At 61.8% G+C, this 23976-nt stretch carries 19 protein-coding genes and 2 pseudogenes; 4 read left to right on the plus strand and 17 right to left on the minus strand.

Features of this window, described 5'->3' with window-relative positions:
• The first annotated feature begins 218 nt into the window (after positions 1-218).
• Positions 219-3551, plus strand: a complete 3333-nt coding sequence (locus LB564_RS19970) for a DEAD/DEAH box helicase (RefSeq protein WP_224540314.1) — start codon at positions 219-221, stop codon at positions 3549-3551.
• On the opposite strand, the gene LB564_RS19975 is transcribed toward LB564_RS19970, so the two are convergent.
• The 6 genes from LB564_RS19975 to LB564_RS20000 all read right to left on the minus strand — a co-directional run bounded on the left by LB564_RS19975 (position 3489) and on the right by LB564_RS20000 (position 9024).
• Positions 3489-3710: a hypothetical protein gene (locus LB564_RS19975; protein WP_224540316.1), complete on the minus strand. Its 222-nt coding sequence runs from the start codon at positions 3708-3710 to the stop codon at positions 3489-3491. The two genes, LB564_RS19970 and LB564_RS19975, sit on opposite strands and share 63 nt — an antisense overlap.
• Before the next feature lie 159 nt (positions 3711-3869).
• A complete protein-coding gene (gene cyoD, locus LB564_RS19980; RefSeq protein ID WP_224540318.1) occupies positions 3870-4286 on the minus strand; it encodes a cytochrome o ubiquinol oxidase subunit IV in 417 nt (138 codons plus the stop codon).
• Entirely contained in the window at positions 4283-4963 is a 681-nt protein-coding gene (locus LB564_RS19985; protein ID WP_224540320.1) for a cytochrome (ubi)quinol oxidase subunit III, read from the minus strand. Before LB564_RS19985 ends, cyoD begins: the two co-directional genes overlap by 4 nt.
• A complete protein-coding gene (gene cyoB, locus LB564_RS19990; protein ID WP_224540571.1) occupies positions 4960-6963 on the minus strand; it encodes a cytochrome o ubiquinol oxidase subunit I in 2004 nt (667 codons plus the stop codon). Before cyoB ends, LB564_RS19985 begins: the two co-directional genes overlap by 4 nt.
• Positions 6964-6965: 2 nt before the next feature.
• On the minus strand, positions 6966-7916 hold the full coding sequence (cyoA, locus tag LB564_RS19995) for a ubiquinol oxidase subunit II (protein WP_224540322.1): 951 nt from the start codon (positions 7914-7916) through the stop codon (positions 6966-6968).
• Positions 7917-8157: 241 nt separating this feature from the next.
• Positions 8158-9024 (minus strand): MBL fold metallo-hydrolase, encoded by an 867-nt coding sequence (locus tag LB564_RS20000; RefSeq protein WP_224540573.1) that lies wholly within the window; start codon positions 9022-9024, stop codon positions 8158-8160.
• 308 nt (positions 9025-9332) lie between these two features.
• Between LB564_RS20000 and LB564_RS20005 the strand changes: the two genes are divergently transcribed.
• Positions 9333-10496, plus strand: a complete 1164-nt coding sequence (locus LB564_RS20005; RefSeq protein ID WP_224540324.1) for a beta-glucosidase — start codon at positions 9333-9335, stop codon at positions 10494-10496.
• Here LB564_RS20005 and LB564_RS20010 read toward each other — a convergent pair.
• The 3 genes and pseudogenes from LB564_RS20010 to LB564_RS20020 all read right to left on the minus strand — a co-directional run.
• Positions 10495-10638: pseudogene (locus LB564_RS20010) on the minus strand (cytochrome c oxidase subunit II); the annotation flags it as partial. The gene LB564_RS20005 and the pseudogene LB564_RS20010 overlap by 2 nt on opposite strands.
• Before the next feature lie 47 nt (positions 10639-10685).
• Positions 10686-10766 (minus strand): annotated as a pseudogene (locus tag LB564_RS31510) (hypothetical protein); the annotation flags it as partial.
• Between the two features lie 339 nt (positions 10767-11105).
• A complete protein-coding gene (locus tag LB564_RS20020) occupies positions 11106-12860 on the minus strand; it encodes a thiamine pyrophosphate-dependent enzyme (protein ID WP_224540575.1) in 1755 nt (584 codons plus the stop codon).
• Between the two features lie 264 nt (positions 12861-13124).
• Here LB564_RS20020 and LB564_RS20025 point away from each other — a divergent pair, with 264 nt between their 5' ends.
• On the plus strand, positions 13125-13619 hold the full coding sequence (locus LB564_RS20025) for a hypothetical protein (protein WP_140708265.1): 495 nt from the start codon (positions 13125-13127) through the stop codon (positions 13617-13619).
• A 68-nt stretch (positions 13620-13687) separates the two neighbouring features.
• Here the strand turns inward: LB564_RS20025 and LB564_RS20030 are convergent, their stop codons facing one another.
• Positions 13688-15799 carry a catalase gene (locus tag LB564_RS20030; RefSeq protein WP_224540326.1) on the minus strand — a complete coding sequence of 704 codons (2112 nt, stop codon included), beginning with the start codon at positions 15797-15799 and terminating at the stop codon, positions 13688-13690.
• Positions 15800-16105: 306 nt separating this feature from the next.
• On the opposite strand from LB564_RS20030, the gene LB564_RS20035 reads away from it, so the two are divergent.
• Positions 16106-16669 carry a sigma-70 family RNA polymerase sigma factor gene (locus LB564_RS20035; RefSeq protein WP_224540576.1) on the plus strand — a complete coding sequence of 188 codons (564 nt, stop codon included), beginning with the start codon at positions 16106-16108 and terminating at the stop codon, positions 16667-16669.
• A gap of 436 nt (positions 16670-17105) precedes the next feature.
• Here LB564_RS20035 and LB564_RS31750 read toward each other — a convergent pair whose 3' ends face one another.
• The 7 genes from LB564_RS31750 to LB564_RS20075 form a co-directional block, all read right to left on the minus strand.
• Positions 17106-18224, minus strand: a complete 1119-nt coding sequence (locus LB564_RS31750) for a class I SAM-dependent methyltransferase (protein WP_411910190.1) — start codon at positions 18222-18224, stop codon at positions 17106-17108.
• Between the two features lie 4 nt (positions 18225-18228).
• Positions 18229-19221 (minus strand): GNAT family N-acetyltransferase, encoded by a 993-nt coding sequence (locus tag LB564_RS20050; protein ID WP_224540578.1) that lies wholly within the window; start codon positions 19219-19221, stop codon positions 18229-18231.
• Positions 19218-20282 carry a glycosyltransferase family 4 protein gene (locus LB564_RS20055; RefSeq protein WP_224540328.1) on the minus strand — a complete coding sequence of 355 codons (1065 nt, stop codon included), beginning with the start codon at positions 20280-20282 and terminating at the stop codon, positions 19218-19220. Before LB564_RS20055 ends, LB564_RS20050 begins: the two co-directional genes overlap by 4 nt.
• Before the next feature lie 99 nt (positions 20283-20381).
• A complete protein-coding gene (locus tag LB564_RS20060) occupies positions 20382-21314 on the minus strand; it encodes a beta-xylosidase (RefSeq protein ID WP_224540330.1) in 933 nt (310 codons plus the stop codon).
• A complete protein-coding gene (locus LB564_RS20065) occupies positions 21307-22068 on the minus strand; it encodes a TIGR04290 family methyltransferase (RefSeq protein WP_224540332.1) in 762 nt (253 codons plus the stop codon). Before LB564_RS20065 ends, LB564_RS20060 begins: the two co-directional genes overlap by 8 nt.
• Positions 22069-22070: 2 nt before the next feature.
• Positions 22071-22874, minus strand: coding sequence for a sugar phosphate nucleotidyltransferase (locus LB564_RS20070; RefSeq protein ID WP_224540334.1), 804 nt, complete (start codon positions 22872-22874; stop codon positions 22071-22073).
• A complete protein-coding gene (locus LB564_RS20075) occupies positions 22874-23974 on the minus strand; it encodes a glycosyltransferase (RefSeq protein WP_140708281.1) in 1101 nt (366 codons plus the stop codon). The genes LB564_RS20070 and LB564_RS20075 overlap by 1 nt, the downstream gene beginning before the upstream one ends.
• Positions 23975-23976: the final 2 nt, after the last annotated feature.

Genomic DNA, 23976 nt, shown 5'->3' on the forward strand with positions numbered 1-23976 from the left:
GCGTTCGAGGTTAAGTCGCACTCTTCGGGGAGTTCGCTATGGAAGAGACCAGCATCAGCGAAAAGACGCCCGCGAACTGGTGGCCTTGCCAAGGCTCAATTGGCCGTCCTTGGAACGCAAGGCCGCACGGGCTGCCGCCGCTTGCAACACTTTAATCCGCGCCTCAGGAACGGGGTGGTTCCACTGACGTTCCCCACCGATGGCAAGGTGAGATCTCAGTGAACAGACCTATTTCGCGGACGAAAATCATCGAACAAACCGATCACCCGTCGACTGACAGGGACCTCGCGGGAGAACAGGGCGTCTCGCCTTCCGCCGCAATCGCGGCGGCCCTGGCCGATACCCTGGACAGCGGTCCAAACAAGCATATCGTTCACATAGCCGCCTCGGAACGCAGTGCCGAAGAGATCGCTGCGGCCTTGCGTCAGTTTCTGCCCGGCGCGGACGCCATCTTCCTGCCGTCCTGGGATTGCCTGCCTTACGACAGGGTATGGCCGACACGCGCCAATATGGGGCAGAGGCTTCGTGCTCTGCGTGAGATCGCAAGCGAGCCCAAACGTCCGCGCATCGTGATTCTGTCGATCGAGACCACTCTCCAGCGGATCCCGCCCGCACCGGTCATTGCGGGCGGTTTCACGATTCTGGAACTTGGACAAAAGTTCGACGCGGATGGTTTCCGAACGAGAGCCGAGGCGATTGGATACGGTGTCGACGAGAGGGTCGACGAGCCGGGCGAGATAGCTTTTCGGGGCGACCTCATGGACATATTCCCCGCTGGCGCCGATCACCCGGTTCGTGTCGTCATCGGTCCAGATAGCTGCATCCTGGAACTCAAGACCTATGACCCCATCAGCCAGCTTAGCGAACATTCGCGAGACTCGGTCACCGTCGGACCGGCATCCGAGCTGATTTTCGCAACGGGGGATCATCCCGAGTTGGCTGCCATGCGCGCGACGTCGATGGAAGAACGCCTCGTCGCATTGTACGGCAGCATGCCGTCGGTGTTTGATGTGACGTCCAGCGCATGTGTCTCCATCGCGGAAGGTCTCGAAGGCGCGCCGCTCGACCGCTTCCTGGACCTGATCGAAGACGCACGTGGCGCGAGGCAGGAGGTCGCCGTGCCCGCCAAGCCCTTGCCGGAACAGTTTTACCTGTCGCGTGAAGAATGGGACATCGCAGTCCGCAAACGCCACGGCATGAGCCTTGCCGTTTCTGCCGCCCGAGTTCCCAAATTCTTCCGGCAGGCGCGATCCGGGCATCAGTTCGCCGAATTTGTGGAGAGGCAGACAAGATCGGGTTTCACTGTGACGTTCATGGGCGACGCCTCCGACCTGCATCGAGCGGATCGTCTGCTCGATCGGAAGCTCGGCCGGCGAATGGAGCAAGCGGCTGACTGGCCGCGGATCCGTTCGGCCCCAAGGGGCTCTCTTCTCAAGGCCGAGATCGTTCTCGACGAAGGCTTTGTCGACGAGCAATCAGGCATCGCGGTGGTGGCCGCAGGCGACGTCTTTGGCCAGGTCATGAAGGCAAATGGCAGCGCGGCCACCGCCCTGCTGGAACCCGAGTTGCGCATTGGCGACGCCGTCGTTCATGAGGACCATGGCCTGGCCGTGCTGGCGGCGGTCGAACAGGTCGAGTTGGCCGGTCAGCAGCAGGATGTCGTCAGGTTGGAATACCATGACGGAGCTTCCTTGCTGGTACCGGTCGGTGAGTTTGGACGGATATGGCGCTACGGCTCGGAACCCGGTGCCGTGCCGCTCGACCGCTTGAACAGCGACGGATGGCTCAGCCGCCGCAAGGCGGCGCTGCGCGACGTCGACAGGCTGGCCAAACGCTTGAGGGACATCGCCAAAGCCAGGTCCAGCCAGCCTGCCGCGATCATAAAACCCTCTCGCGCCGACCTGGCCCGGTTCGCGGCGCGGTTTCCCTATACCGAGACTCCCGACCAGGCTGCCGCCATTCGCGACGTGCTCGACGATCTGTCGTCGGGGAGAACAATGAACCGGCTTGTCTGCGGCGACGTCGGCTTCGGCAAGACAGAGGTGGCCCTGCGGGCCTGCGCCGCCGTGGCCCTCTGCGGGAAGCAGGTTGCGGTCATAGCACCGACAACGGTATTGGCACGCCAGCACTATGAAACGTTCAGCCGAAGATTCGCGGGAACGGGCCTCGAGGTTGCCCACCTCTCGAGAATGGTCGGAGCGGCGGAGGCGAGAGCGGTGAAGGAGAGGCTGCGGAGCGGTCAGGTCGCGGTGGTTGTGGGTACCCAGGCCCTGGCGGCCAAGAGCGTCGGATTCGCCAATCTCGGACTGCTGGTGATCGACGAGGAACACCGGTTCGGTGTCAAGCTGAAGCAGGCGTTGCGAAACATGGCGCCCTGCCTTCATACGCTGAGCATGAGCGCCACGCCGATACCGCGGACGCTGCAATCGGCAATGTCGGGCATCCAGGAGGTCAGCGTCCTCAATTCTCCGCCGGCCAAAAGACGTCCCGTTCGCACCATCCTTGCCCCCTTCGATCCAGCTTCGGTACGAGCCGCCCTTCTGCGCGAACTCCGCCGGGGCGGACAGAGCTTCTTCGTGGTTCCGCGCATCGAGGACATCGATCCGGTTCGCCAGCAGCTAAACAGACTGGTGCCGGAACTCGCCGTGAAGACGGCGCATGGCGAAATGAAAGGGAGACAGCTGGACGAAATCATGGTCGGGTTCGCTGACGGCGACGGCGACGTCCTGTTGAGCACCGACATTATCGAGAGTGGCCTCGACGTGCCGCGGGCCAACACCATCCTGATCTGGCGGGCGGACAGGTTCGGTCTGGCACAGTTGCATCAGCTTCGCGGCCGGGTCGGAAGGGGAGCGGTGCAGGCCATTGCCTTTCTTCTGACCGAGCCTGGCGTCGAACTGGCCGAAGGCACAAGCGCCCGACTTTCGACGATGATTGCGCTCGATCGGCTTGGCTCCGGCCTTGCGATCAGCCAAAGGGACCTCGACCTGCGCGGGGCAGGAGACCTCTTCGGCGAAGATCAGGCCGGACACATGAAGCTGATCGGAGCAGGCCTTTATCAACATCTGCTGGGGCGGGCGGTCTCGCTGGCTGGGGGAGGGACCGATCACGACAGGCAGCTTGCCGACATCAACGGCGCGGGAAAGGGAGCCTTTCCCGAAAGCTACGTCAACGAGCCGACGGTGCGCGTCAGCCTCTATGCGAGGCTGTCTCGCATGGCTTCCGAGACGGACCTCGAGGCATTCGGCGAAGAGCTCGAGGACCGCTTTGGAGATATGCCCGGCGAAGTAGCGGATTTGCTGGAACTGACCAGGTTGCGCATAGCCGCGGCTGAACTTGGCGTCAGCAAGGTCGATGTGGGGCCCGAAGCGATCGCGATCAGCTTCCGCGAGAAAGCGGCGGCATCAAAATGGCGCTTGAAAAACGCACAGGGCTTCGAGTTCCGCAACGGCCGGTTGATCTTCAGGCCGTCCACCCAGTCCCGCGGCTCAGGCGTCGATGCCGTCCGCACGGTGCTCGGCGCCTTGCGTGCGGCCCGGCGCCGCCCATGATGGGTTCGCTCGGATCACCGGTTCCAGATCATGGGGAAAGTTCGCCGCTTCGACGGGCAGTTCGTCGGTTGGCGTTTTATGTCTTGGAGTCACGGACGGAAGCATTTCAGCGACCTCGATGAGGATATCCTTCACGAAGTGATTGATCTGGGCGCCCATCTTCCGCGTGCCTGTTGTGTGCTATGGCTTTCGAACTTGCTGCCGAAACCAATGTTCCCGCGTGAAACGCGTGACGCGCTGTTCTGCAAGGGGCGCCGTTCAAGGCCCTTCGCGAAGCGAACCCAAGTCAGGCCAAGGCGCGTCCGGCGTGTAGCTCGCTCAGGGCATCGCTCCGGCTTGATGGGCCGTCATGGCTGCCATGTTCTGATCCAGGTGGGCCATGATCCAGACCGAGCCCAACACCACCAGTGCTACGATCAACACGCCAAAGGCGAGGGCCAGGACATTGTTGGTGTTGTCCGGTCCGGTCGTCAGGTGCAGAAAGAAGACAAGATGCACGCCCATCTGCGCGATAGCGAGCACCACCAGGGCCGAGATCACCGCCGGCTGGTAGATCAGATTGGTCTGAGCCGCCAAGAACGAAGCGATCGTCAGCAGGATGGCCAGGCCGAAGCCGAGCAGGTAGCCCGAAAGGCCCCCCGCCATTTCGTGTTCGGTTATGCGCTCCTCCCCCGGTGCCGAATCGCGGCGGTCTGGCGTCTCGCTGGTCCCGCTCTCGTTGCCGACCTCGGTCATGGCGATGCTCCCAACAGATAAACCAGGGTGAAGATGGCAACCCAGATGATGTCGAGCGCGTGCCAGAAGAGCCCGAAGCAGTGGAGCCGCCGCAAAATATCGGGTCGAAAATCCTTGACCCACAGCTGCGCCATCATGGTGCCTAGCCAGAGCAGGCCGAGTGCGACGTGGGTTCCGTGGCAACCAACGAGCGCAAAGAAGGCTGAAAGAAACGCGCTGCGCGAGGGGCCTGCCTGTTCGCCGATCATCGTCGCGAATTCCTGCACTTCCAGGAACAGGAAGGCCGCCCCGAGCAAGCCCGTTATGAGCAGCCAGAACTGAGTGGCAGCCATCGATCTGCGGTGGCTCGCAAGCGTTGCCAGGCCGCCGGTGAAGCTCGACGTAAGCAGAACGCCCGTTTGAACCGCAACGCGCGCGGGTTCGAACAAATCCTTGCCCGTCGGCCCGCCGGCGGTTGCCTTGGCAAGCACGGCATAGGCGGCGAAGAAGGCCGAGAACATGATGATGTCGGACAGGAGAAAGATCCAGAACCCGTAGGCCACGGTGACGAATTTCGAGGCAGGGCCGCCCTGTCCGTGGCCTGTCGCGGATCCTGTGCCATGCCCGCCGGCGCGATTGAGCCGATAGGGGTCGCGTATCCGGCTGTCAGCGCTGATGGTGAAGGCGTGATCGCTCATGCCGGGCGCTCCCAGTTGCGCAGCCAGGCAAGCTGCGCGGCCTGCCGATGCCGGTCGATACGTGCGACCTCGTCGGCGGAGATCTCATAGTCGCCATGATCGCGCCAGGCGAAGACGACGAAGGTGGCGTAAGCGCCGACGAAGCCGACGATCGCCAGCCACCAGATGTGCCAGATCAGCGCGAAGCCGATCAGCGTGCTGAAGAAGGCGGTGACGAAGCCCGTCGGACTGTTGCGCGGCATCTCGATGGGATCGTACGCGGCCTCAGTCTCCGCGCTCTGCTCCTTGATTCCCCGCTGCTTGATGCTCCAGTAGGGTTCTTCGTTCTCGACATGTGGCAGCCGCGCGAAGTTGAAGGCGGGCGGAGGGGAGGAAGTCGACCATTCCAGCGAGCGTCCGTCCCACGGGTCGCCGGTCTCGTCGCGAAGCTTGTCGCGATGCCGGATCGAAACCACCAGCTGCATGATCTGCAGTGCGGCGCCGATGATCATCACCAGCACGCCGAACGCGGCCACCACCAGCCACGGCGCCCAAAGATCCATGTCGATGTGCTGAAGGCGCCGCGTCATGCCAAGCAGGCCGACGATGTAGAGAGGCACGAAGACCAGCATATAGCCGACCAAGGTGACCCAAAATGCCGCCTTTCCCCAGCCTTCGTGCAACCGGAAGCCGAATGCCTTGGGGAACCAGTAGGTGAAACCGGCGAAAGCGCCGAACAGCACGCCCGAGATGATGACGTTGTGAAAATGTGCCACGAGGAAAAGGGAGTTGTGCAGCACGAAGTCGGCGGGAGGGACGGCAAGCAGAACGCCGGTCATGCCGCCGATGGTGAAGGTGGTCACGAAAGCCAGCGCCCACAGCATCGGCGTGTCGAAGCGAACGCGCCCGCCATACATGGTGAAGAGCCAATTGTAGATTTTTACGCCGGTGCCGACGGCGATGACCGAGGTAGCGATGCCGAAGGCCGCATTGACGTCGGCTCCGGCGCCCATGGTGAAGAAATGATGCAGCCAGACCATGAACGAGACGATGCAGATGAACATCGTCGCCGCGACCATCGAACGGTATCCAAACAGCGGCTTTGACGAGAAGGTCGAGAAGATCTCGGAAAAGATCCCGAAGGCTGGAAGCACCAGGATGTAAACCTCGGGATGCCCCCACGCCCAGATCAGGTTGACGAACATCATCTGGTTCCCGCCGGCCTCGTTGGTGAAGAAATGAAAGCCGAGATAGCGGTCCAGCGTCAGCATCGCGAGCGTGGCGGTGAGGATCGGGAAGGCTGCGACGATGAGCAGGTTGGATGCCAGCGATGTCCAGCAGAACATTGGCATGCGCAAATACCCCATTCCCGGCGCACGCATCTTGAGGATGGTCGTCACCAGGTTCACGCCGGTCAGCAGCGTGCCGACGCCGGAGATCTGGATCGACCACAGATAGTAGTCGACACCGACGCCCGGCGAGTAGGTGGTTTCCGACAAGGGCGCGTAGGGCAACCAGCCGGTGCGCGCGAATTCGCCGATGACAAGCGAGATATTGACCAGCAGGGCTCCGGTAGCCGTCAGCCAGAAGCTGACTGAATTGAGCGTCGGAAAGGCGACATCGCGGATGCCAAGCTGCAGCGGCAGGACGAAATTCATCAGGCCGATCATGAAAGGCATCGCCGCGAAGAAGATCATGATCGTGCCGTGCGCCGAAAAGATCTGGTCGTAATGCTCCGGAGGAAGATAGCCCGGCCCGTGGATCGCCAGCACCTGCTGCGTGCGCATCATGATGGCATCGACGAAGCCACGCAGCAGCATCAGCATCGCCAGCACGATGTACATCACGCCGATGCGCTTGTGGTCGACCGAAGTTATCCACTCGCTCCACAGATAGGGCCAATATCCCTTGAGGCTTATCCAGCAGAGCACCGCTGCCGCCGCGAGGAACACGGCGAAGGCCGCACCGAGGGGGATGGGTTGGTCGAACGGAATTGCCGACCAATCGAGCTTGCCGAGCATCGTCATTCTCCCCCTTCCGCCTGCTGGTGGTGCGCAATGGTTGGCGCCGAGGGTAAGGCACTCGGCCTCGCCTGTGGCTCGCCGCTGCTGGCCCTTTCGGCGGGCCCCGGACCCGGCGGCAGCGTCTGCTGAACAACCGCCTCGAACAGCCCAGGCTGAACGTGGCCGAACGAGGCGGGCGGCACGTTTGTGCTTTGCCGGGCGAGCTCGCGGTAGGCGCTGGCGTTGAGCACGCCGCCGCCCCCATGCAGCGACGACGCCCAGCGAGTGAAGGCATCGGCCGAAACCGCGCTCACGCTGAAGTTCATGTCCGAGAAGCCGTCGCCGCTGAAATGCGCCGACTGACCGAAATAGCTGCCCTCGCGGTCGGCCTGCAGATGCAGCTCGGTCTGCATGCCGTTCATGACATAGACCATGCTGCCAAGTTGAGGCACGAAGAACGTGTTCATCACGCTGGCCGAGGTCAGCTTGAAATGCACCGGAATGCCGGCCGGGATGACCAGCTGGTTGACCGCTCCGACACCCTGCTCGGGATAGAGGAACAGCCATTTCCAGTCGAGCGCCACCACCTGGATATCGAGTGGTGGCTGCGCCGAGGCGATCGGTTTGCGCGGGTCGAGGTGATAGGAACCGTAATAGATCAGTCCGCCAAGGAAGAGGATGGTGAGCGTCGGGATCGACCAGACGATCAGCTCGATCCGCCCTGAATAGGTGAATTCCGGGTCGTAGCGGGCATTGCTGTTGGAGGCGCGGAATTTCCAGGCGAAGGCCAGCAGCGCAATCAGCGTCGGGATGACGATCACCAGCATCACCGCCAGCGAATTCAAAAGGATGGTGCGATTGCCCGCGCCAATTGGCCCTTGCGGGTCGAGCACGCCCCCAGCGCAACCGGGCAGGCATGCCGCGGTGGGGATCCAGAGCAGCGAGCGCGCTGGCTTTAGGCTGGATGGCAACAACGGCGGTTCCGCCACGCATCTCGGGGAGGACGCGTCGTAAGGGCACGCGCTCTTCGCGTTTTCCATTTCAAGTCTTCCCTGACGTGGAACTTCGCCGGGTGCCGCCCGCCGTCCAACGACGCCCTAACTGGCGCGTCCAGGGTTTGTTCCCCGACACCTGTCCTAACCGACCAAGCAGCAAAGTTGGCACGCTTTTGACAGATATTGGAGCAGCGGAGTGCCGCGGTTTGGACAGAGCTCAGCTGCTCGCCGTTGCTGGCTCGCGCACGAATTTCATTTTTGGCGGGACGGCGAACTCCGTGAACCGATCAGCCAGACTGTCGAGAGCCTGTTGCATGCCCACGCCAGCCGCCGCCGCCCCGTGCCCACTGATGACTATCTGCGGCTTCAGCGCGGCCAGACGCTTCACGGATCTTTCCGCCGCATCCCAGTCCGGCGTGAAATAGCGTGGCGGACCGTGCATCTCGAGATCCTGAACGGCGACCTCATAGACGGATTCCTGGCCTGTGGTGATGAAAGCGTCACCCACGATCAGCGAGCGGTCTTCCTCGCGCCAGAGCGAGATATGCCCCGGGGCGTGTCCTGGCGTGTGCAGCCATTGCCATCCTGGCATTCCGGGGATCGACCCGTTGGCCGGCAAGAGTTCCAGACGGTTGCCAAGATCGATCGGCCCGCGGGGAAAGAGCGGCGAAAGCAGCGCCATCAGTCCACCCCCAACCCAAGGGTCCGGCGGCGGGTAGGATGTGGTCCCGTCCAGATAGGGTCGCTCGAGCGGGTGCGCGAAGACGGGTACGTCCCACGTATTCGCCAGGTCCAGAACCGTTCCCACATGGTCGAAATGGCCATGCGTCAAGATGATGGCGGCCGGCCGCGCGTCAGTCCCAAACCGCTTTTCCGCGACAGCAAGGATGCTGCTGCGGGACGTCGGCAACCCGGTATCGATCAGCACCCATTTGCGATCGCCGCTGCCTGGTGCGCCGAAGAACACGACATTGACGATTGCCAGCCGCAAATAGGCGAGATCCGGCGCGATGCTCCAAGCGCCGTCGCCACGATCCTCACGCCTGGCATGGTCGATATCGGAAAGTCGAATTTGAACGGTCATATCATCCCGTGCCTCTGTTGTTTGCCGAGCAGCCGGTCGAATTAAGCGACGCCGGTGCTGCATCGCCCCGAACTTGGCTCGAGCCTCCTTGTTCCTGATGTCGCCAGTCGCCACCCAGCTCGCGGGGGCGACCACAGGAACAAAGGCTCGGCCAGTCGGTTCTGCACTATCCGGTCAGGCAGGACGCGAGGTCTGCTGAGCTGAGCAATGGGATGCGGCTGCCCGAACGGATTCGGCGTTTCGCCAAGGCAATTCGGGTCGGAACAGGGCAGCCGAGTTCGAAAAGGACCGTCCAAAGGAGACTTCGAATGAACGAAGTGGGAGGCGCGCACGGGCACGAAGTGGCCGCGTCGGTTTCGGGAGACTCGCGCTTCGCCAGTTTTTTCATGGCGGGCTTCGAGTGCTCCTCGCACCGGCGCAAGGACGGCGTCCGCCTCGACCTTATTCGTGCGACCTCGCATAATTTGCATGCCTTGAGCGACTACCGCGGCTGCGCCGAACTCGGCCTTCGCACTATCCGCGACGGGCTGCGCTGGCACCTGATCGAAACCGTTCCCGGAACCTATGACTGGTCAAGTTGGGCGCCCATGGTCGAGGCTGCGCAGACGGCAGGTGTCCAGGTCATCTGGGACATCTTCCATTACGGATCCCCGGACCATGTCGATCAGGGGTCCATCCATTTCATCGATGCCTATGCCTCGTTCGCGGCGGAAGCGGTGAGGGTACACCGCTCGATCACCGGAACATCGCCTTTGTTGTGTCCAATCAACGAGATCTCCTTCTTCGCCTGGGCTGTGGAAGTCGGCTATTTCCCGCGCGTGGGTCCCAACAAGCGAGGATGGTTCAAGCGGCACCTCGTCAAGGCTGCCATCGCCGGTGTTCGTGCAATGCGGCAGGTCGATCCGGCATGCAGATTTGTCTGGGCCGAGCCGCTCATCCATATCGCGCCTCGCGACCGCAGCCCCGGCGAACGGCGCCGGGCCGAAAACGCCCGACTGGGACAGTTCGAGGCTTACGACATGTTGCTGGGCCGCGTCGAACCTGAGTTGGGCGGGAGCGAAGATGTCATCGATGTCGTGGGCCTGAACTTCTACCCGCACAATCAATGGTACCTAAGCGGGCCGACGATTCCGATGGGGCATCACGAGTACCGTGCTCTGTCGGAGATGTTGATCGAGGTCGCTCATCGATACGGCAAGCCGATGTTCATTGCCGAGACCGGCTCGGAGGGATCCGGCGGGCCGGCCTGGTTCCACTATGTCTGCGACGAGGTGCGTGCCGCGATGAGCCTCGAAGCACCGATCGAGGGTATTTGCCTGTATCCCATAACCGCCTACCCCGGGTGGGACAACTCCAGACATGCGGAGGTGGGATTGTTTTCGGTCATTCAGGCGGATGGCACGCGACGCCTGCGCCAGCCGATCGCGGACGAACTTGTCCGCCAGCAAGAGCTGTTCGCGCCGAACCAATAAGCGTGAGGTCGCTTGGCCTGCCTGGAATGAGATCCCGTTTGCCGGCAAGGCTTGGCACCCAGAAGCTATGGATGACATCGAGCGAATCGAGCTCGACCTTGACCGGCTCTCCAACCGGGACATGGATTTCGTTTGCGGCCACGCACCGACCGTCTGGCGCATCCGCGCGGGCAGCGCCCACATCATCGCCGCCGTTGGGCGGGAAGCGACCAGCAGAGGTGCCGCGACGGCCATCAGCAGTTCGTGCTCGAGCATGTGAGCGGCAAACACATGTTCGCCCAATGCATGGATCGGGCTTACAAGCGCAACCGCCAGTGCGGCTCAGCCGGCGAAAAACAGCAGGGCCTGCCGCGATCGCAAAGGACGTCCGCGTGCGCTCCGCCGCCAGAGCCGGCTGGCGCCAGCAATGTACAGGGACACAACAGCCGCGAGCGGAAATGTAATCGGAAACGCCAGCGTCCATCCGGCTTGCGGGGCGCCGTTGCCATAGCAGATAGAGGTCGAGAAGAGTGCGTCGAAGCTCATGGTCCGCCTTTGAGGCATCGCCCTCCAGGGTGCATTTCGCGGCTCTGGAGCACTTCCGGCGAAACTGGGTTCGACCGGATTGCTCTAGGCATCCATCATCGACTTCGCCGGCTCCCGGGCGATATTTTCTTCGATGCGCTCGTGCCCTGGCGTCTGTGGCAAGGCCTGGCGGAAATTCTTTGCATAGTCGGACGGCATCTTGGGCGGCATCAGCGGCTCATAGGCATCGACCAATGCTTCGACCACAACCGGACCTTCGGTTGTAAAGGCCTCGTCGAGAACGGTCTCGATCTGATCGGCCCGCTCGATGCGAAAACCGCTCCCGCCCATCGCTTCCGCCGCTTTGGCAAAATCGATCGGCTGCAGTTCGCAACCGAATTGCGGGTTGCCCAGAAACATCATCTGCTCCCAGGCGATCTGGTTGAGCATGTTGTTCTTGATGACTAGAATCTTCAGCGGGATCTTGTAGCGCACCGCTGTCGAGAATTCGCCGAGCTGCATGGCAAAACCGCCGTCACCGACGATAGCTGCGATCGGTCGACCAGGAAATGCTATGCCGGCGGCGATAGCGTAGGCAAGGCCGCAGGCCATGGATGCCAGCGATCCGGATACGCCAAATGCCTGGCCGCTGCGAAGATCGACATGGCGGGCGGCAAGTTCCGTGTTCTGACCGGAGTCGGTGGCCAGCACGGTGTCGCCGGCCAGTCTTTGTCCGAACGCACGGGCAATCGTTTGCGGTTTCAACGGTTGCGCCTGCGCGTCTTCCGATTGTCTCATCATCTCGCGCCATTTCCTCATGGTTTCCTGGGAGCGCTGCAGGAATTCACCGGATGGCTTCTGCGTCAGACGTTGATTGAGCGCGCGCAATGTCTCGGCAGCGTCGCCGACAAGACCGGCCTCGACCGGAAAGCGCAGGCCGATCCGTTGCGCATCGCAGTCGATCTGGACGCCACGGGCCTGGCCGGGCTTCGGGTAGTATTCGATATAGGGGAAGGTGGAACCGACGATCAGCACCGCGTCGCAGGTTTCCATCGCTTCTTGTGAAGCCAGGGTTCCGAGGATGCCTATCCCACCCGTCGTGTGAGGATGGTCGTCGGGTAGCACCGCCTTGCCCAGTAACGCCTTGGCGACAGGTGCCCGCAACAGGCGCGCCGTATGGTCAAGCTCGGCGGTCGCGCCGATAGCGCCGCGTCCCGCCAGGATCGTCACTCGCGAGGCATTATTCAGAATGGCGGCTGCTTCGTCGAGTTCGGCGTCCAGCGGCATGCTGTGGCCGACGAACATTTGCTGCGGCGTGTGCGCCGGGCGATTGCGCTGGCTGCGCTTGGAGGGATCGCCCTCTTGCTCCTGGACGTCACTTGCAATCGAAAGGTGGGCGACGCCCTTGCGCGCCAGTGCGGTTCGGCAGGCGAGGCTGGCGACGTTTTCCATATGCGCGGCATCGGAGACATGGGCATTGTAGACGGAGACATCGTTGAACACGCGCGTCAGATCGACGTCCTGTTGCGTGAACGTCTCGATGAGATCGTGGAACTGCATGCCAGTGATCGCAAGCACCGGAGCTTGATCGAGCTTGGCATCATAAAGGCCGGTCAGAAGATGCGTTCCGCCGGGACCTGAGGTCGCCAGGCAGACGCCTAGCTTTCCTGTCCATTTGGCGTAGGCGCATGCCATGAAGGCGGCCGACTCTTCGTGCCGGACCTGCACGAAGGCAATTTTGTCCTGGCGGGTGCGCAGCGCCTCCATGACGCCGTTTATGCCGTCTCCTGGCAAGCCGAACACCACCTCGACGTTCCAGGCGATGAGTGTATCGACGAGAATTTCTGCTGCATTTGCCATGTCAGGATTGCTCCGGTGGATGACGTCCGAACCGGTCAATCCCGAGTTGGTTCCTTCATCACAAGAAATCGTGACATGTTGGAGGCGTCGTCGGGCCCCTTGCAGGAGAACCGGCTTCTCATGACCAGTCACGCAGATAATGGACTACTCCAGAGGGCGGTAAGCTGGTTCCGGTAGGTCGCTGGACATCAAGTATGTTCAGGCGTGGTGGAACATCGGCGATCAACTGTCGTTGACACGCTCGTGAGAGAAAGGACACCGTCCATGTCAAAATTCCAGGCTGCCACTCCGGATCGTCTGCGACAACTCAGGCTTGAAGCGTCGGCTTACTTCACCCCGATGATGCTGCACGAGGCATTGCTGCGCCTATCCCACGCCTGCGGCGGTGAAAGCCTTGGGCGGTTCGAGAAGGCCATGGTCGACCAGATAGAGGCGACGCAGGACGATCGGTCCGACATCGAAACGATCAAGGAATTCGCGATCGAGCAGCTTTATGCCTTGATCCGGGAAGCCAATGAATCGCCAAAGAAGAAACAGCCGCTGGAGAAGATAGATACACGCAGGACGCCCGGCCGCTCCGAAGAACCGCAGACGCTCGAGGATCAACTGCAGGCAGGGTTGGAGGATTCTTTTCCGGCAAGCGACCCGCCCGCGGTGGTGTCCACAGCAATTCCAGGCGGAGCAAAGAAGCTGGTCGGGACCGACGAGGTCCTGGGACGGCAGCGAGAACAGGCCGCCAGAGAGGCCCGCCAACCATAGGGCCTGGGCATGGCTGCATACCGGGCCTTGCAGCCATGCGCCGGTGTGACAACGCATTGCTCTCCGCATCAAAGCTTGACGGCGGTCTCCCGTGCCCACAGCCGCAGTTTGCGGCACGCCTCTATAAACGTCTTCACGGAACCTGCGGTACCAAGCTCGATCAGCCCCTCATCGGCATCGGGAGCTACGCCCGCCTTGGCCAGGAGAGGTTGGGCTCCCGGTGTGAAGCCGATGAATTTGCAATGCGCAAAGGCATCGGACACGAAGTCTTTCGCGGCTGCCTCGTTGACCAGCATCTCGGCTGCTTCCTCGGAGAGGAGCAGCACCACCGCGTCGAACAACACAGATGGACCGCCGTCGATCATGTGCCTGGCCTCGATGTGAGTGCCGTCAGCCGCCTCGACGCCGCCCACCTTGGGCGCAACCACCTCCAGCACCGCCCCTTCCGCTTCGATCGCGGAACGGAGTTCTTCGAACAGCGCGATGTCGGCTCCATTGCCAAGCAGGACACCGACTTTGCGGCCTTTGAAACTATCGGGTCCGTTTTCGATGATGCTAAGCGCCGGCGACGGCGGCAGGTCGTCGCGCGTCGGAACGGCTGCCTCCGCGGGTTCGGGCATGTTGCGAATGCCGAGCTTGTCGGCGACGGTGGTCGCCAGGGTTTCGTCGATGTTCAGCAGATGCGCCACCATGCGTTCCCGGATCGCTGGTGCTTGGACCTTGCTTAATTCGAACGTCAGCGCCATGGCGATGTGGCGTTGCTCCGGTGGTGTCTGGCTGTTGAAAAATTGCCGGGCTTGGCTGTAGTGATCGGCGAAGCTTTCCGCGCGCAGGCGCACCTTCTGCCCTTCTTCGGCATCGGCGAAGGAACGGAAGCCGCGTTGCGGATCCTCGCGCGGCCCGAGCCCCCATGAATTCGGCTCGTAGTTGGCGCGGCCGACCGGATTGCGCATGGCCATGTGCCCATCCTGTTGAAAATGGGCGAACGGGCACTTCGGCGCGTTTATCGGGAGATGGGTAAAGTTCGGGCTGCCTAGCCGTTTCAATTGGGTGTCGAGGTAGGAGAAGTTGCGGCCCTGCAGAAGCGGATCGTTGGAGAAGTCGATTCCGGGCGGCACATTCTGCGTCATGAAGGCAACCTGCTCGGTCTCCGCGAAGAAATTATCCGGCATGCGGTCGAGCACCAGCCGCCCGACCGGGATTGGTTCGAGTACCTCTTCCGGAATGATCTTTGTCGGGTCCAGAATGTCGAAGTCGAAGCTATCGGCGAAATCTTGATCAAACAGTTGTACCGTCAACTCCCATTCCGGGAAATTGCCGGACTGGATGGCGTCCCACAGATCGCGACGATGAAAGTCGGGATCGGCGCCATTGATCTTGACCGCTTCGTTCCAGACCACCGATTGCATGCCGAGCTTTGGCTTCCAGATGAATTTGACGAAGGTGGATTCGTCCTTCGCGTTGACGAGGCGGAACGTGTGCACACCAAAGCCCTGCATGAAGCGGAAGGAGCGCGGGATCGCGCGATCCGACATGATCCACATCACCATGTGCATCGATTCCGGCATCAGGCTGATGAAGTCCCAGAAATTGTCGTGCGCGGTCTGGGCTTGAGGGAAGGCCCGGTCCGGCTCCTGTTTGGCGGCATGGATGAGATCGGGAAACTTGATTGCGTCCTGGATGAAGAAGACCGGAATGTTGTTGCCGACCAGATCCCAATTGCCTTCCTTCGTGTAGAGCTTGACCGCAAAGCCGCGCACGTCGCGGGCGAGATCGAACGAGCCCTTGTTGCCGGCAACCGTCGAGAACCGCACGAAAGCCGGTGTTTTTTCGCCGGCTCTCTGGAAAATATCGGCACGTGTGTATTGGGCCAGTGACTCGTAGGTCTCGAAGTAACCATGCGCGCCGTAGCCGCGGGCATGGACGACCCTTTCCGGGATTCTTTCGTGGTCGAAGTGGAAAATCTTCTCGCGAAAATGAGAGTCCTCGATCAGCGACGGTCCGCGTTCCCCGATCCGCAGTGTATTTTGATCATCGGAGACGGGTGTTCCGAGCGCGGTGGTCAGAGTGGGCGTCTCACCTCCGGCGATCTGGTGTAATTCCCCGCCGTTTCCGCGCGCGCTGTCCGGTTCCAGTCCACTTGCCGATTGGCGAGCGGAGCGACGGGCGGATTTGGCCATGACAGATCCTCGATTGATGCCGGAAGGTTGAAGTGCTCAGGGCGTCAAACTGCCGGTGCGCGGCTTTGTTCCCATAAAAGAACGGGAGCGGCACGCATGCATGGTCGAAGGAACCGTCGCCGTTGCAGCGATGCTACCGGCCGATTGGTGAGATATTCCGCCTGCACCAATTCTGAAGACCGCCTTCACGAATTCTGAAGAGTTGTCTCAAGCACGAGGAACGAACCAAAGTTCCATGCATTTAGCTGGGGCTGCGTTCGTACATTCTTTCTAGGAGCTGGAACATTGTCATCCGGAGGCTACATTCTGGCTGATAAGGAAACCAATGAAGTTTCCATCGTTGAGCTCATCCCCGCGCTGCGGGCTTTCGCGCGTACCTTCTGCCGCGTTCCCGACGATGCCGACGACCTCGTGCAGGAGACGTTGACCAAGGGGCTGGCAAACATCGACAAGTTCGAACCCGGCACACGCATGAAGTCGTGGCTCTTCACCATCATGCGCAACACTTACTACACCCGGATCAAGATTGCTGCCCGGGAAGCGCCGGGCCTGCTCGACTGTGCGTCTTCCAGGCCGATTTCGGAAGCCACCCAGGAATGGAGCGTTCAGAGCAAGGAAGTCCATGGCGCCATTCAAAAGCTACCCGAACACCAACGCGAGGTTCTGATGCTGATCGGCGTTCTGGGAGTGAGCTATGAGGAAACGGCCGAGATATGCGGCTGCGCAGTAGGGACGGTCAAAAGTCGGCTGAACCGTGCCCGCGCCAATATTCTCGAGTTGCTTGGGGAGAGTTCGCTCCAGACATTGATTGAAAGACGAAATCATCTGTCGGATGGTCAACTCGATGTCGAGGGTGACAGCCGCGGATAATCAGTTCTTCACGTCACGCCGACGCCTCTCGACAAGCGCGTTTTGCAATTCTATCGCCAGCTTGGTCAGCCGGTCCGGAATCTTTTCCTGCTCTATAGCAGACAGGAGAGACGTAATCTCCTGATCCATCGCCAAGCCCACATGCGGGTCCACGGGATCGTCGCTCGAACGAGACATCATATTCCCTTGATATAAAGCGGTCCCTTGGCGCTAGTGTGGTGACAAATGCTCGACATTACAAGGCGATGTCCACCGCCTGCAGGGTTGCCGGCGACCCTTGCACATGTTTATTTCTCTGGCCTCGCATCGCGGCGGGCCAGGAATGCGGCGTCACGGCGCTCAATCCTTCGGCAATTGGTTCGCGACGTGATCCTGATATTGGTCGGACTTGATTCGATTGCCGTCCAGTCCGCGCTCATCGCTATGCTGCTTCATGTCACGATTGGACAGAACCGCGTTTTCCTCGATCTTGTCCTTGGTCGTTGGTTATTGCGCCGGCACCGGTGCCCTTGCCTTGGCTGCCGAGGCCGGAATGTTTTTTGCGGCCGGATGCCATGATGTCCTCCTTCGGATTGGTGGCACTTTCAAGTGCCTCTGGTTCGACGCCCGAACTGGCGGCGCGCGGTAATGTTCCGTCGCCACGAGCAAGCAGGAAGGCGTCGCCATCCCATGACCGAAACGGCTTCTCGCCATTGATGACAACCCGCAATTGGTGAGCTTCCGCCAGACGGCTGACATCGGCGCGGTCCAAAAAAAGCGATCCGCGATAGGAATAGTTCAGCAGGGCCAGCCAGCCCCGCCGTTTCAGAACGCGTGCGATCTCATCGAAATGCCGCTCGGCCATGCCGGCCAGAACCAGATAAGGAAAGCTGTCAACCGCCAGCACGCAATCGAAACTGCTATCGTCGAATTCGGTCAAATCGAGACCGGAGGTTTGCCGCAAGTCTACGTTGCCCAGCGCGGCACACCGCTCCGAGGCGATGGAGATCATCCGCGAGGATATATCGATGCCAACCATCCGGTTGAAGGATTTGGAAAGCGCAAGCTCGAAACGGCCGATGCCGCAGCCGATGTCCAGGATATTCCGCCCGGTTCCGGTGAAGTCCTGCTCTTTGAGCCATGCAGCGACTTCCTCTGTCGTGGTTGACAGCCTATCCTCATCGCCGAGGGATGCGAGCTGGACACTTGCTATCTCCGAAATCGCTGCTGCCGTATCGAAACTCGAAGCCAGCCGCATGACGACGGCGGCATCCGTCTCTTCGTCGTCGCGTGCGTGCCGAACGGCGGCGCCTGTCGCTCGCAACGTAGCAAAGACGCCTGGTTTGCGGCGAAGCAGCCCGGCTACCTCTTGCAGCCTTTCTGCGTCTCGCGAATCCAAGGGAACCATATCCCGCGCGATCTCCGCCAGTTCCGCCGCGTCCACCGCCGTCGGCAGATGAAGCGCCAGCCGGGCGACGACGGCTTCCGCGCAAACACCATCCGCCATGCAGTCTTCGACGGCCGACCTGATTGCTGTCTGGCGCTGTGCGGATTTTTTTGGCCTGGTTGCAGTCAAGGTATCAACTCCGCGTCCAGACCCGGCGCATCGTCCACCTGTCGACGGCACCCCAGGTATATTTGTAGGCCTCCTGACCGCGCAGGAAATCGAACTCGCGCGCACCTTCGCGGATCGACTCCGCGATCGCGTGGCCGATCAGGATCGCGCCCGGACTCTCATCGGCATAGGCAGGTTCGAAGCCCCCGAGATAGGCATAGGCACGACCGCGATGGTGGAAGCCGTAATAGGCGCCGACGGTCCTGCCGTCGATCGCGAACAGCCAGCATCGAACCAGTCCGTGAGCGTCGAGCAAGGGAAGTGAGCGCCTGTGGAAGTGCTCGACCGCGACGTCGGCCAACACGCCGCCTCCATGTCCGGCCCAGCGCGCTTCATGCAGGCGGATCAGTTGATCGAGGAACGTTTGAGGATTGCCGCCTGCCGACGACAACGCGATCCGGCCGCGTCTGGATGCGGCTTGGAACGCCCGTCGCAATTGGCGCCTGCGCCGGGAGGGGACACAGCCCGCAAGGGTTTCGTCGCCGGCGATGGCGAGCACAGGGCAAGGGCCATGGGTGGTCGGCAGCCCCGCCTTCAGATCGGGATGCGCAATCGCAAGACCGGCACCGCCTTCAGGCAAATCCGGCAGGATCCATTGCGACCAGCCGATCGAGAGGATCTTTTCCACAATGAGGGCGAGGACCCGAGCCTCGATGCCGGGGGCGCACAGGATGTCCAGATAGTCGCTGAGCGAAATGCCGACCGGGAGCAGTTTCGAGCCGGTGTTCCCGTGCTCGAGATAGAGCGGCGCCAGCCCTATCAGGTCGCCTCCGCGCCAGACCGCGACCGTCGCCAGGTCGCCGGGCGCGAATGTGCGCCACCATGGCACCAGCCAGGCCGGAGATTGAAACGGCGTCGCTGAGGTGCTCTGCCCCCACAGTTTCCACCAATGCGGCGCCAGCGCATCGAATTGCGCCGGGTCATCGATGATCTCGCTGCGCAACACAAGCTCGCTCACGGTGTGGCGGCGAGGTGCCCGGCATCGGTGCCAAGTCGTGCCAGCGCTTGATAAGCGTTCATGTAAGACGAGATCATTCGTTCCAGCGAAAAGCGCCGCCGCGCCTCGGCCCGGCATGTCTCGGCGTCCAGGCTGGACGCCGCAACGATGGCCTGCGCCATCTCGTCGATCGTATCGACGAGAAACCCGGTCTTGCCGTGCTCGATGACATCGGGAAGCGCACCATTCGGAAAGGCGACCACCGGTGTGCCGCAGGCCAGCGCCTCCATGGCGACAAGTGAGCTGGTCTCGGCGGCAAGGCTTGGAATGATCAGACAGCGCGCAGCGTTGAGAAAGCGCCGTTTGGCAGTGAAACCGAGCGGACCAAGGAAGCGACGGCGGCCATCGAGGCGAGGTTGGACCTCGTCACGAAAGTACTGCGTGTGTATTTCATAGGAATAAACCTTGCCGCCGATAACCAGCGGCACACCTGCTTGCTTGGCTGCGTCCAGCGCCAGGTGAATGCCCTTTTCCGGGCAGATCCGGCTGAGAACCAGCGCAAAGTCGCGCTTCGGCTGCAACAGGTTCAGCGCGTCTATATCGACGCCATTCGGAATTGGCGCGGCCAGTCTGGCGTCTGGTGGCGCGGTTTGCTGCTGGGCGGCCGAAACCGCATGAAGCCACAGGTCGTCGCGCGTCGGGCGCAGTGCCTCCGCCCGATACCAGTCCAGTGGCAGGTGAAGGGTCACCAAGGTCGGGCCATCGCTTGGCAGATAGGCATCGAAATCGATGCCGTGCAGATGAACGACATCGATCGGCCAACTGGCGCGGGCGGCAGCGATCGCGGCGCGATGAGCCTGCTGCGCGCGGCTCTTGGCGGCCTCGTCGAGCACGCCGTTTTCAGAAGGTGTCTCCACAAGGGTGCCGCTCGCGCTGGAGCCCCGGCAGCCGACGACGATGGACCGATGACCCGCGCCGACCAGTGCCCGATCAAGCATCGACAGCACCTGTTCGGCACCCCCGACCGCATCCGGTCCGACGGGCGCAAGGGGATAGGCGACATTGAGGACGGTGAGCGTCATGGCCAGCCGAACCCCAAGGGCAGTGGATTGATGTCGGATGCGTGAGCTTCGACTTCGGTCAGGACATCCAATGATCGTGGACCGGGTCGCATGAGAGCCTCACGCAGCCGAGATCCGTTGCGCCGGGCGTGAGGCGGTCGTCATGCCGGGCGCGTAGCGGCGGACCATCGTTGCGCAGAACTCGGCGAATTCCTCGGGCACCAACGGGGGGCTGGTGTGGTGAGGCATCATTCCGCGATGTTCAGGCGTGAAGCAGAAGGTGACCGTGACTTCGAAATCGGCAAGTGCTTCCATCTGTCGATCGAACCACTCCAACGCATTCGGCCTGAAGCTGTCGGCCCAGGACAACCCCGTGCGCAAGTTGGTGACGCCGAGCCGCTTCATCCAGGCGACCGCATCGTCCAGTCGCGGGTCCTCGAAATGAAACCACTGCACCAGCCCCAACGCGGGTGTGTAGCGCAGGAATTCCTCCAGGGCCGGCTTCGGCGTGCCGTCCTGGCGCAACAACCCCATGTGGAAATGACGATAATAGGAGGATCCCTCCGCTTCGCGATGCCGCGTCGTTGCCTCCCATTCACGCGGAAGGTCATAGAGGCTGTACCACTGGATGCGCGGTGCGTTACCGAGCAGCAATTCGGCGGTGCGCTTGAGCCCCCAGACCTGTACTTCCTCGGCTCCGAAGGTCGACACGCCGACCTCGCTGACCCAGATTGGAAGATCGGTGACGGTCGCGATCTCACCGATCTTCTGCGGCCATTCCTGGATTTGCCACAGGTTCCAGTCGAGAGGAAAGCCGTGCACCGCGACGGCGTCGACATGGCCCAGCACGCCGTATTCCTTCATGCGCGTGATAAAGCCGGGATCTATCGGCGAGATGCCGCCAAGCACTTTTGTCAAAGCCGAGTTCTCGGATTCGATCGCGTCCGCCGACAGGATTGCCATCTTGGCAAAGCGGCTCCAATCGGGATCGAGTTCCGGATCCCAATGCGATTTGTTGTTAGGCTCGTTCCAGATCATCGCGGCTTCAATCATGGAACTTTCCTTTCGACGGGTAAATCGCGCCGCCGCCGGCCGGGTCGCCGGCGGCACGGCAGAAATAGACCTCCTGCTCGGGATGTAGAACGATCTCGAAACCGGCGCTGCGCAGCATTGCTTCGGTGCAAGCCCGGTTCGGGATCCACCAGTTGGTCGGGTCGTCGGCGTAGCGGTGTTCGATGAAATGCAGCTTGGGAAAATCCGGCCGGTCGAACAAATCATGTGTCCAGAAATGATAGTTCTCTTCCAGCTCGGGCAGGTCCGCGCTGCCGCGTTGCATGGACTGAAAGATCATCAGGTCGCCTGCGACGTGCTCGCGGATCAGGTCGAGCGCGAGCAGGGGATGGCGCAAATGGTAAAGCACCCCCATGAACAGCACCACATCGAACGTCTCGCGCAGGGCACCAACATCGTAGACCGACAGTTTCTGAAATTCGATGTCGCAGTCCGCGATCTCGGCGGCAAAGCGTGCCTGCGCCAGATAGGCCTCGTCGAAATCGATGCCGAGGACACGGGCGGCGCCGCGCCGTTTCATCTCGATCGAATAGAAGCCGGCGTTGCACCCGATATCCAGCACGGTCTTGCCGGCCAGATCGGCGGGTATGGCATCGGCGAATTTGCGCCATTTGATCAGCGGGTAATTGCCCAGAAAGTGATCGGGCGCGGTCTCGACGCCGGCAAGTTCCATGTTGTGGAACCACGGCCCGAGCGCGTCGATGCGTCGGCGGATTTCGGCATGGGAATGCAACATGGTCAAGCTCCTTCGCCCGGAACGACGGGTACATGCGAAAGCGCGCCGGGCATGATCGTGGCAGGCTGGTGATGAGCTGGCGGGACGCCGGTTTCAAGCAGCCGCAGGGCGGTTCGATAGCCGTTGAACGTGCCGACATCGACATAAGCGGACCCGGCCTTGAGGCCATAGGCTACACCCCCGGCCGCAAGGTAGGCGTTGATCAATGTGCCGATATATTCATCACCGCCATCCCGCTCGCGCCAGAGTGCCGCAAGCCGGTGCAGGATATGGCCGGGCATCTTGAACGCCCCCCAAACCCAGTTTGTCGAGGCATCCTGTCGCTTGACCTGGATTTCGATCACCCGCTCGTCATCATCGGTAACGACGGCGTCGAAGAATTCCGGGCTATCCACCGGGAAGAGCAGAAATGAAAGCTGATCGTCAGGCAACTGACAGAAACCGTCCTCCGGAAACCAGATCGTATCAGGAAGACCGACCAGGACCACCTCGTCGGGCGCGACGAGCGGCGCTGCTCGGAAAATCGCATCGCAGAGTCCGACGGGTTGGGGCTGCACCACGAAGAGTGCCGCCGCGTCGCCGTAGCCCGCGGCATAATATTCGAGGATATCGGATTTGCCCGACCCGATGATGAAGCAGATCTTGTCGACGCCGGCCTGGACCATGCGCCGCACCAGATACTCGCTTACGGCGCAGGGACGTTCGGTCTGGCCGTCGAGCCGGCTGCCAACCGGCAGCAGCTCTTTCGAGAAGCCGAGCGGTTGAATGCGGCTGCCGCGTCCGGCAGCGGGCACGATGCCCAACATCAGACTGCTTCCTTCATCGGTTCGCCGACCGGATCTCGTGCGGCATCGGCCAGGATTCCATCCAGCTCCGCTGCACGCTTCGCGGAAGTGTGCTCGCTCAAGACCCGCTCGCGGGCACGCCTTCGGATGGCGTCGAGTTCGAACTCCGGAAGTTGCAATGCCGCGACCACGTCATCCGTGTCGTGCGCCAGCAGGACTTCGCGGCCGGGTTCGAAGAATTCCGCGAGCCCCGGCCATACGTCGGTGACAATGGCGGCCCCACACGCGGCCGCTTCGAAGAGCCGTCCCGACGGGCACCAGCCTTTTTGCGCCATCGCTTCCCGGGTGACGTTAAGCGTCAGCCGCGATGACGAGAAGAACGCCGGATGGTCGGCGGGCGGCAGATGCCTGACGAAGAAGATGTTGTCGCTCCACGGGAATTCCTGCGGATATTGCGCGCCGCCGATGATGAAGCGCTGATCGGGCAGGCGTGCGGCCGGGCGGACCAGCAGCTTTTCGACGCCTGCTTGGCGATCTGCCGCGTAGGTCCCGAGATAGGACAGATCACCGGCGAATTCGGCCCGCTTCTGTGCCGGCCGGTGTCGGTCCGGATCGACGTGCCCGTAGAGCGGCATCACGTGGCGCGCACCCAGGACCGTCTTCAGCGCCTCGATCGCCGAGCCCCCGGTGTAACTCAGGACGAGGTCGTAGTCGGCAAGGCCCTCAGGTCCGAAATAAGGCGGACGCTCCCCTTGCTCGACGCGGGCCAGCGTGACGGGGGTGTCTAGATCGTAGAAGACCCGCAGTCCGCGACTTGCCTGCTGCGCCAAGCGGGAAGCTTCAACAGCGTCGGGACAGTAGGACGTGACGACCACGACATCCGCCTGCTTCATCGCCCGCTCCGCGACGCGGCGGATGTCCTCCCAGTCCGGATAGATGACGACATTGCCGCCGTCGAGCTGATCCAGATCGCGGGTCCCGGCGTAATAGGGAGTGTCGCGTTCGAAAAAGGTGATGGACCAGCCCAGCCGGGCGAGGGCGCGGATCAGCCCGCGCCACAGCGTGGCATGGCCGTTCCCCCATGAAGACGTGACGGTGAGACCGAAAATGACCATCCTCATCA

Source organism: Mesorhizobium sp. ES1-6 (assembly GCF_020164775.1).
In the GTDB taxonomy this organism is placed as follows: domain Bacteria; phylum Pseudomonadota; class Alphaproteobacteria; order Rhizobiales; family Rhizobiaceae; genus Mesorhizobium.

Excerpts from the sequence above, each read along its gene's own strand:
- LB564_RS19975 (WP_224540316.1), bottom strand. The coding sequence starts at position 3,710 with ATGGGCGCCCAGATCAATCACTTCGTGAAGGATATCCTCATCGAGGTC.
- cyoD (WP_224540318.1), bottom strand. The coding sequence starts at position 4,286 with ATGACCGAGGTCGGCAACGAGAGCGGGACCAGCGAGACGCCAGACCGC.
- LB564_RS19985 (WP_224540320.1), bottom strand. The coding sequence starts at position 4,963 with ATGAGCGATCACGCCTTCACCATCAGCGCTGACAGCCGGATACGCGAC.
- cyoB (WP_224540571.1), bottom strand. The coding sequence starts at position 6,963 with ATGCTCGGCAAGCTCGATTGGTCGGCAATTCCGTTCGACCAACCCATC.
- LB564_RS20000 (WP_224540573.1), bottom strand. The coding sequence starts at position 9,024 with ATGACCGTTCAAATTCGACTTTCCGATATCGACCATGCCAGGCGTGAG.
- LB564_RS20005 (WP_224540324.1), top strand. The coding sequence starts at position 9,333 with ATGAACGAAGTGGGAGGCGCGCACGGGCACGAAGTGGCCGCGTCGGTT.
- LB564_RS20020 (WP_224540575.1), bottom strand. The coding sequence starts at position 12,860 with ATGGCAAATGCAGCAGAAATTCTCGTCGATACACTCATCGCCTGGAAC.
- LB564_RS20025 (WP_140708265.1), top strand. The coding sequence starts at position 13,125 with ATGTCAAAATTCCAGGCTGCCACTCCGGATCGTCTGCGACAACTCAGG.
- LB564_RS20030 (WP_224540326.1), bottom strand. The coding sequence starts at position 15,799 with ATGGCCAAATCCGCCCGTCGCTCCGCTCGCCAATCGGCAAGTGGACTG.
- LB564_RS20055 (WP_224540328.1), bottom strand. The coding sequence starts at position 20,282 with ATGACGCTCACCGTCCTCAATGTCGCCTATCCCCTTGCGCCCGTCGGA.
- LB564_RS20060 (WP_224540330.1), bottom strand. The coding sequence starts at position 21,314 with ATGATTGAAGCCGCGATGATCTGGAACGAGCCTAACAACAAATCGCAT.
- LB564_RS20065 (WP_224540332.1), bottom strand. The coding sequence starts at position 22,068 with ATGTTGCATTCCCATGCCGAAATCCGCCGACGCATCGACGCGCTCGGG.
- LB564_RS20070 (WP_224540334.1), bottom strand. The coding sequence starts at position 22,874 with ATGTTGGGCATCGTGCCCGCTGCCGGACGCGGCAGCCGCATTCAACCG.
- LB564_RS20075 (WP_140708281.1), bottom strand. The coding sequence starts at position 23,974 with ATGAGGATGGTCATTTTCGGTCTCACCGTCACGTCTTCATGGGGGAAC.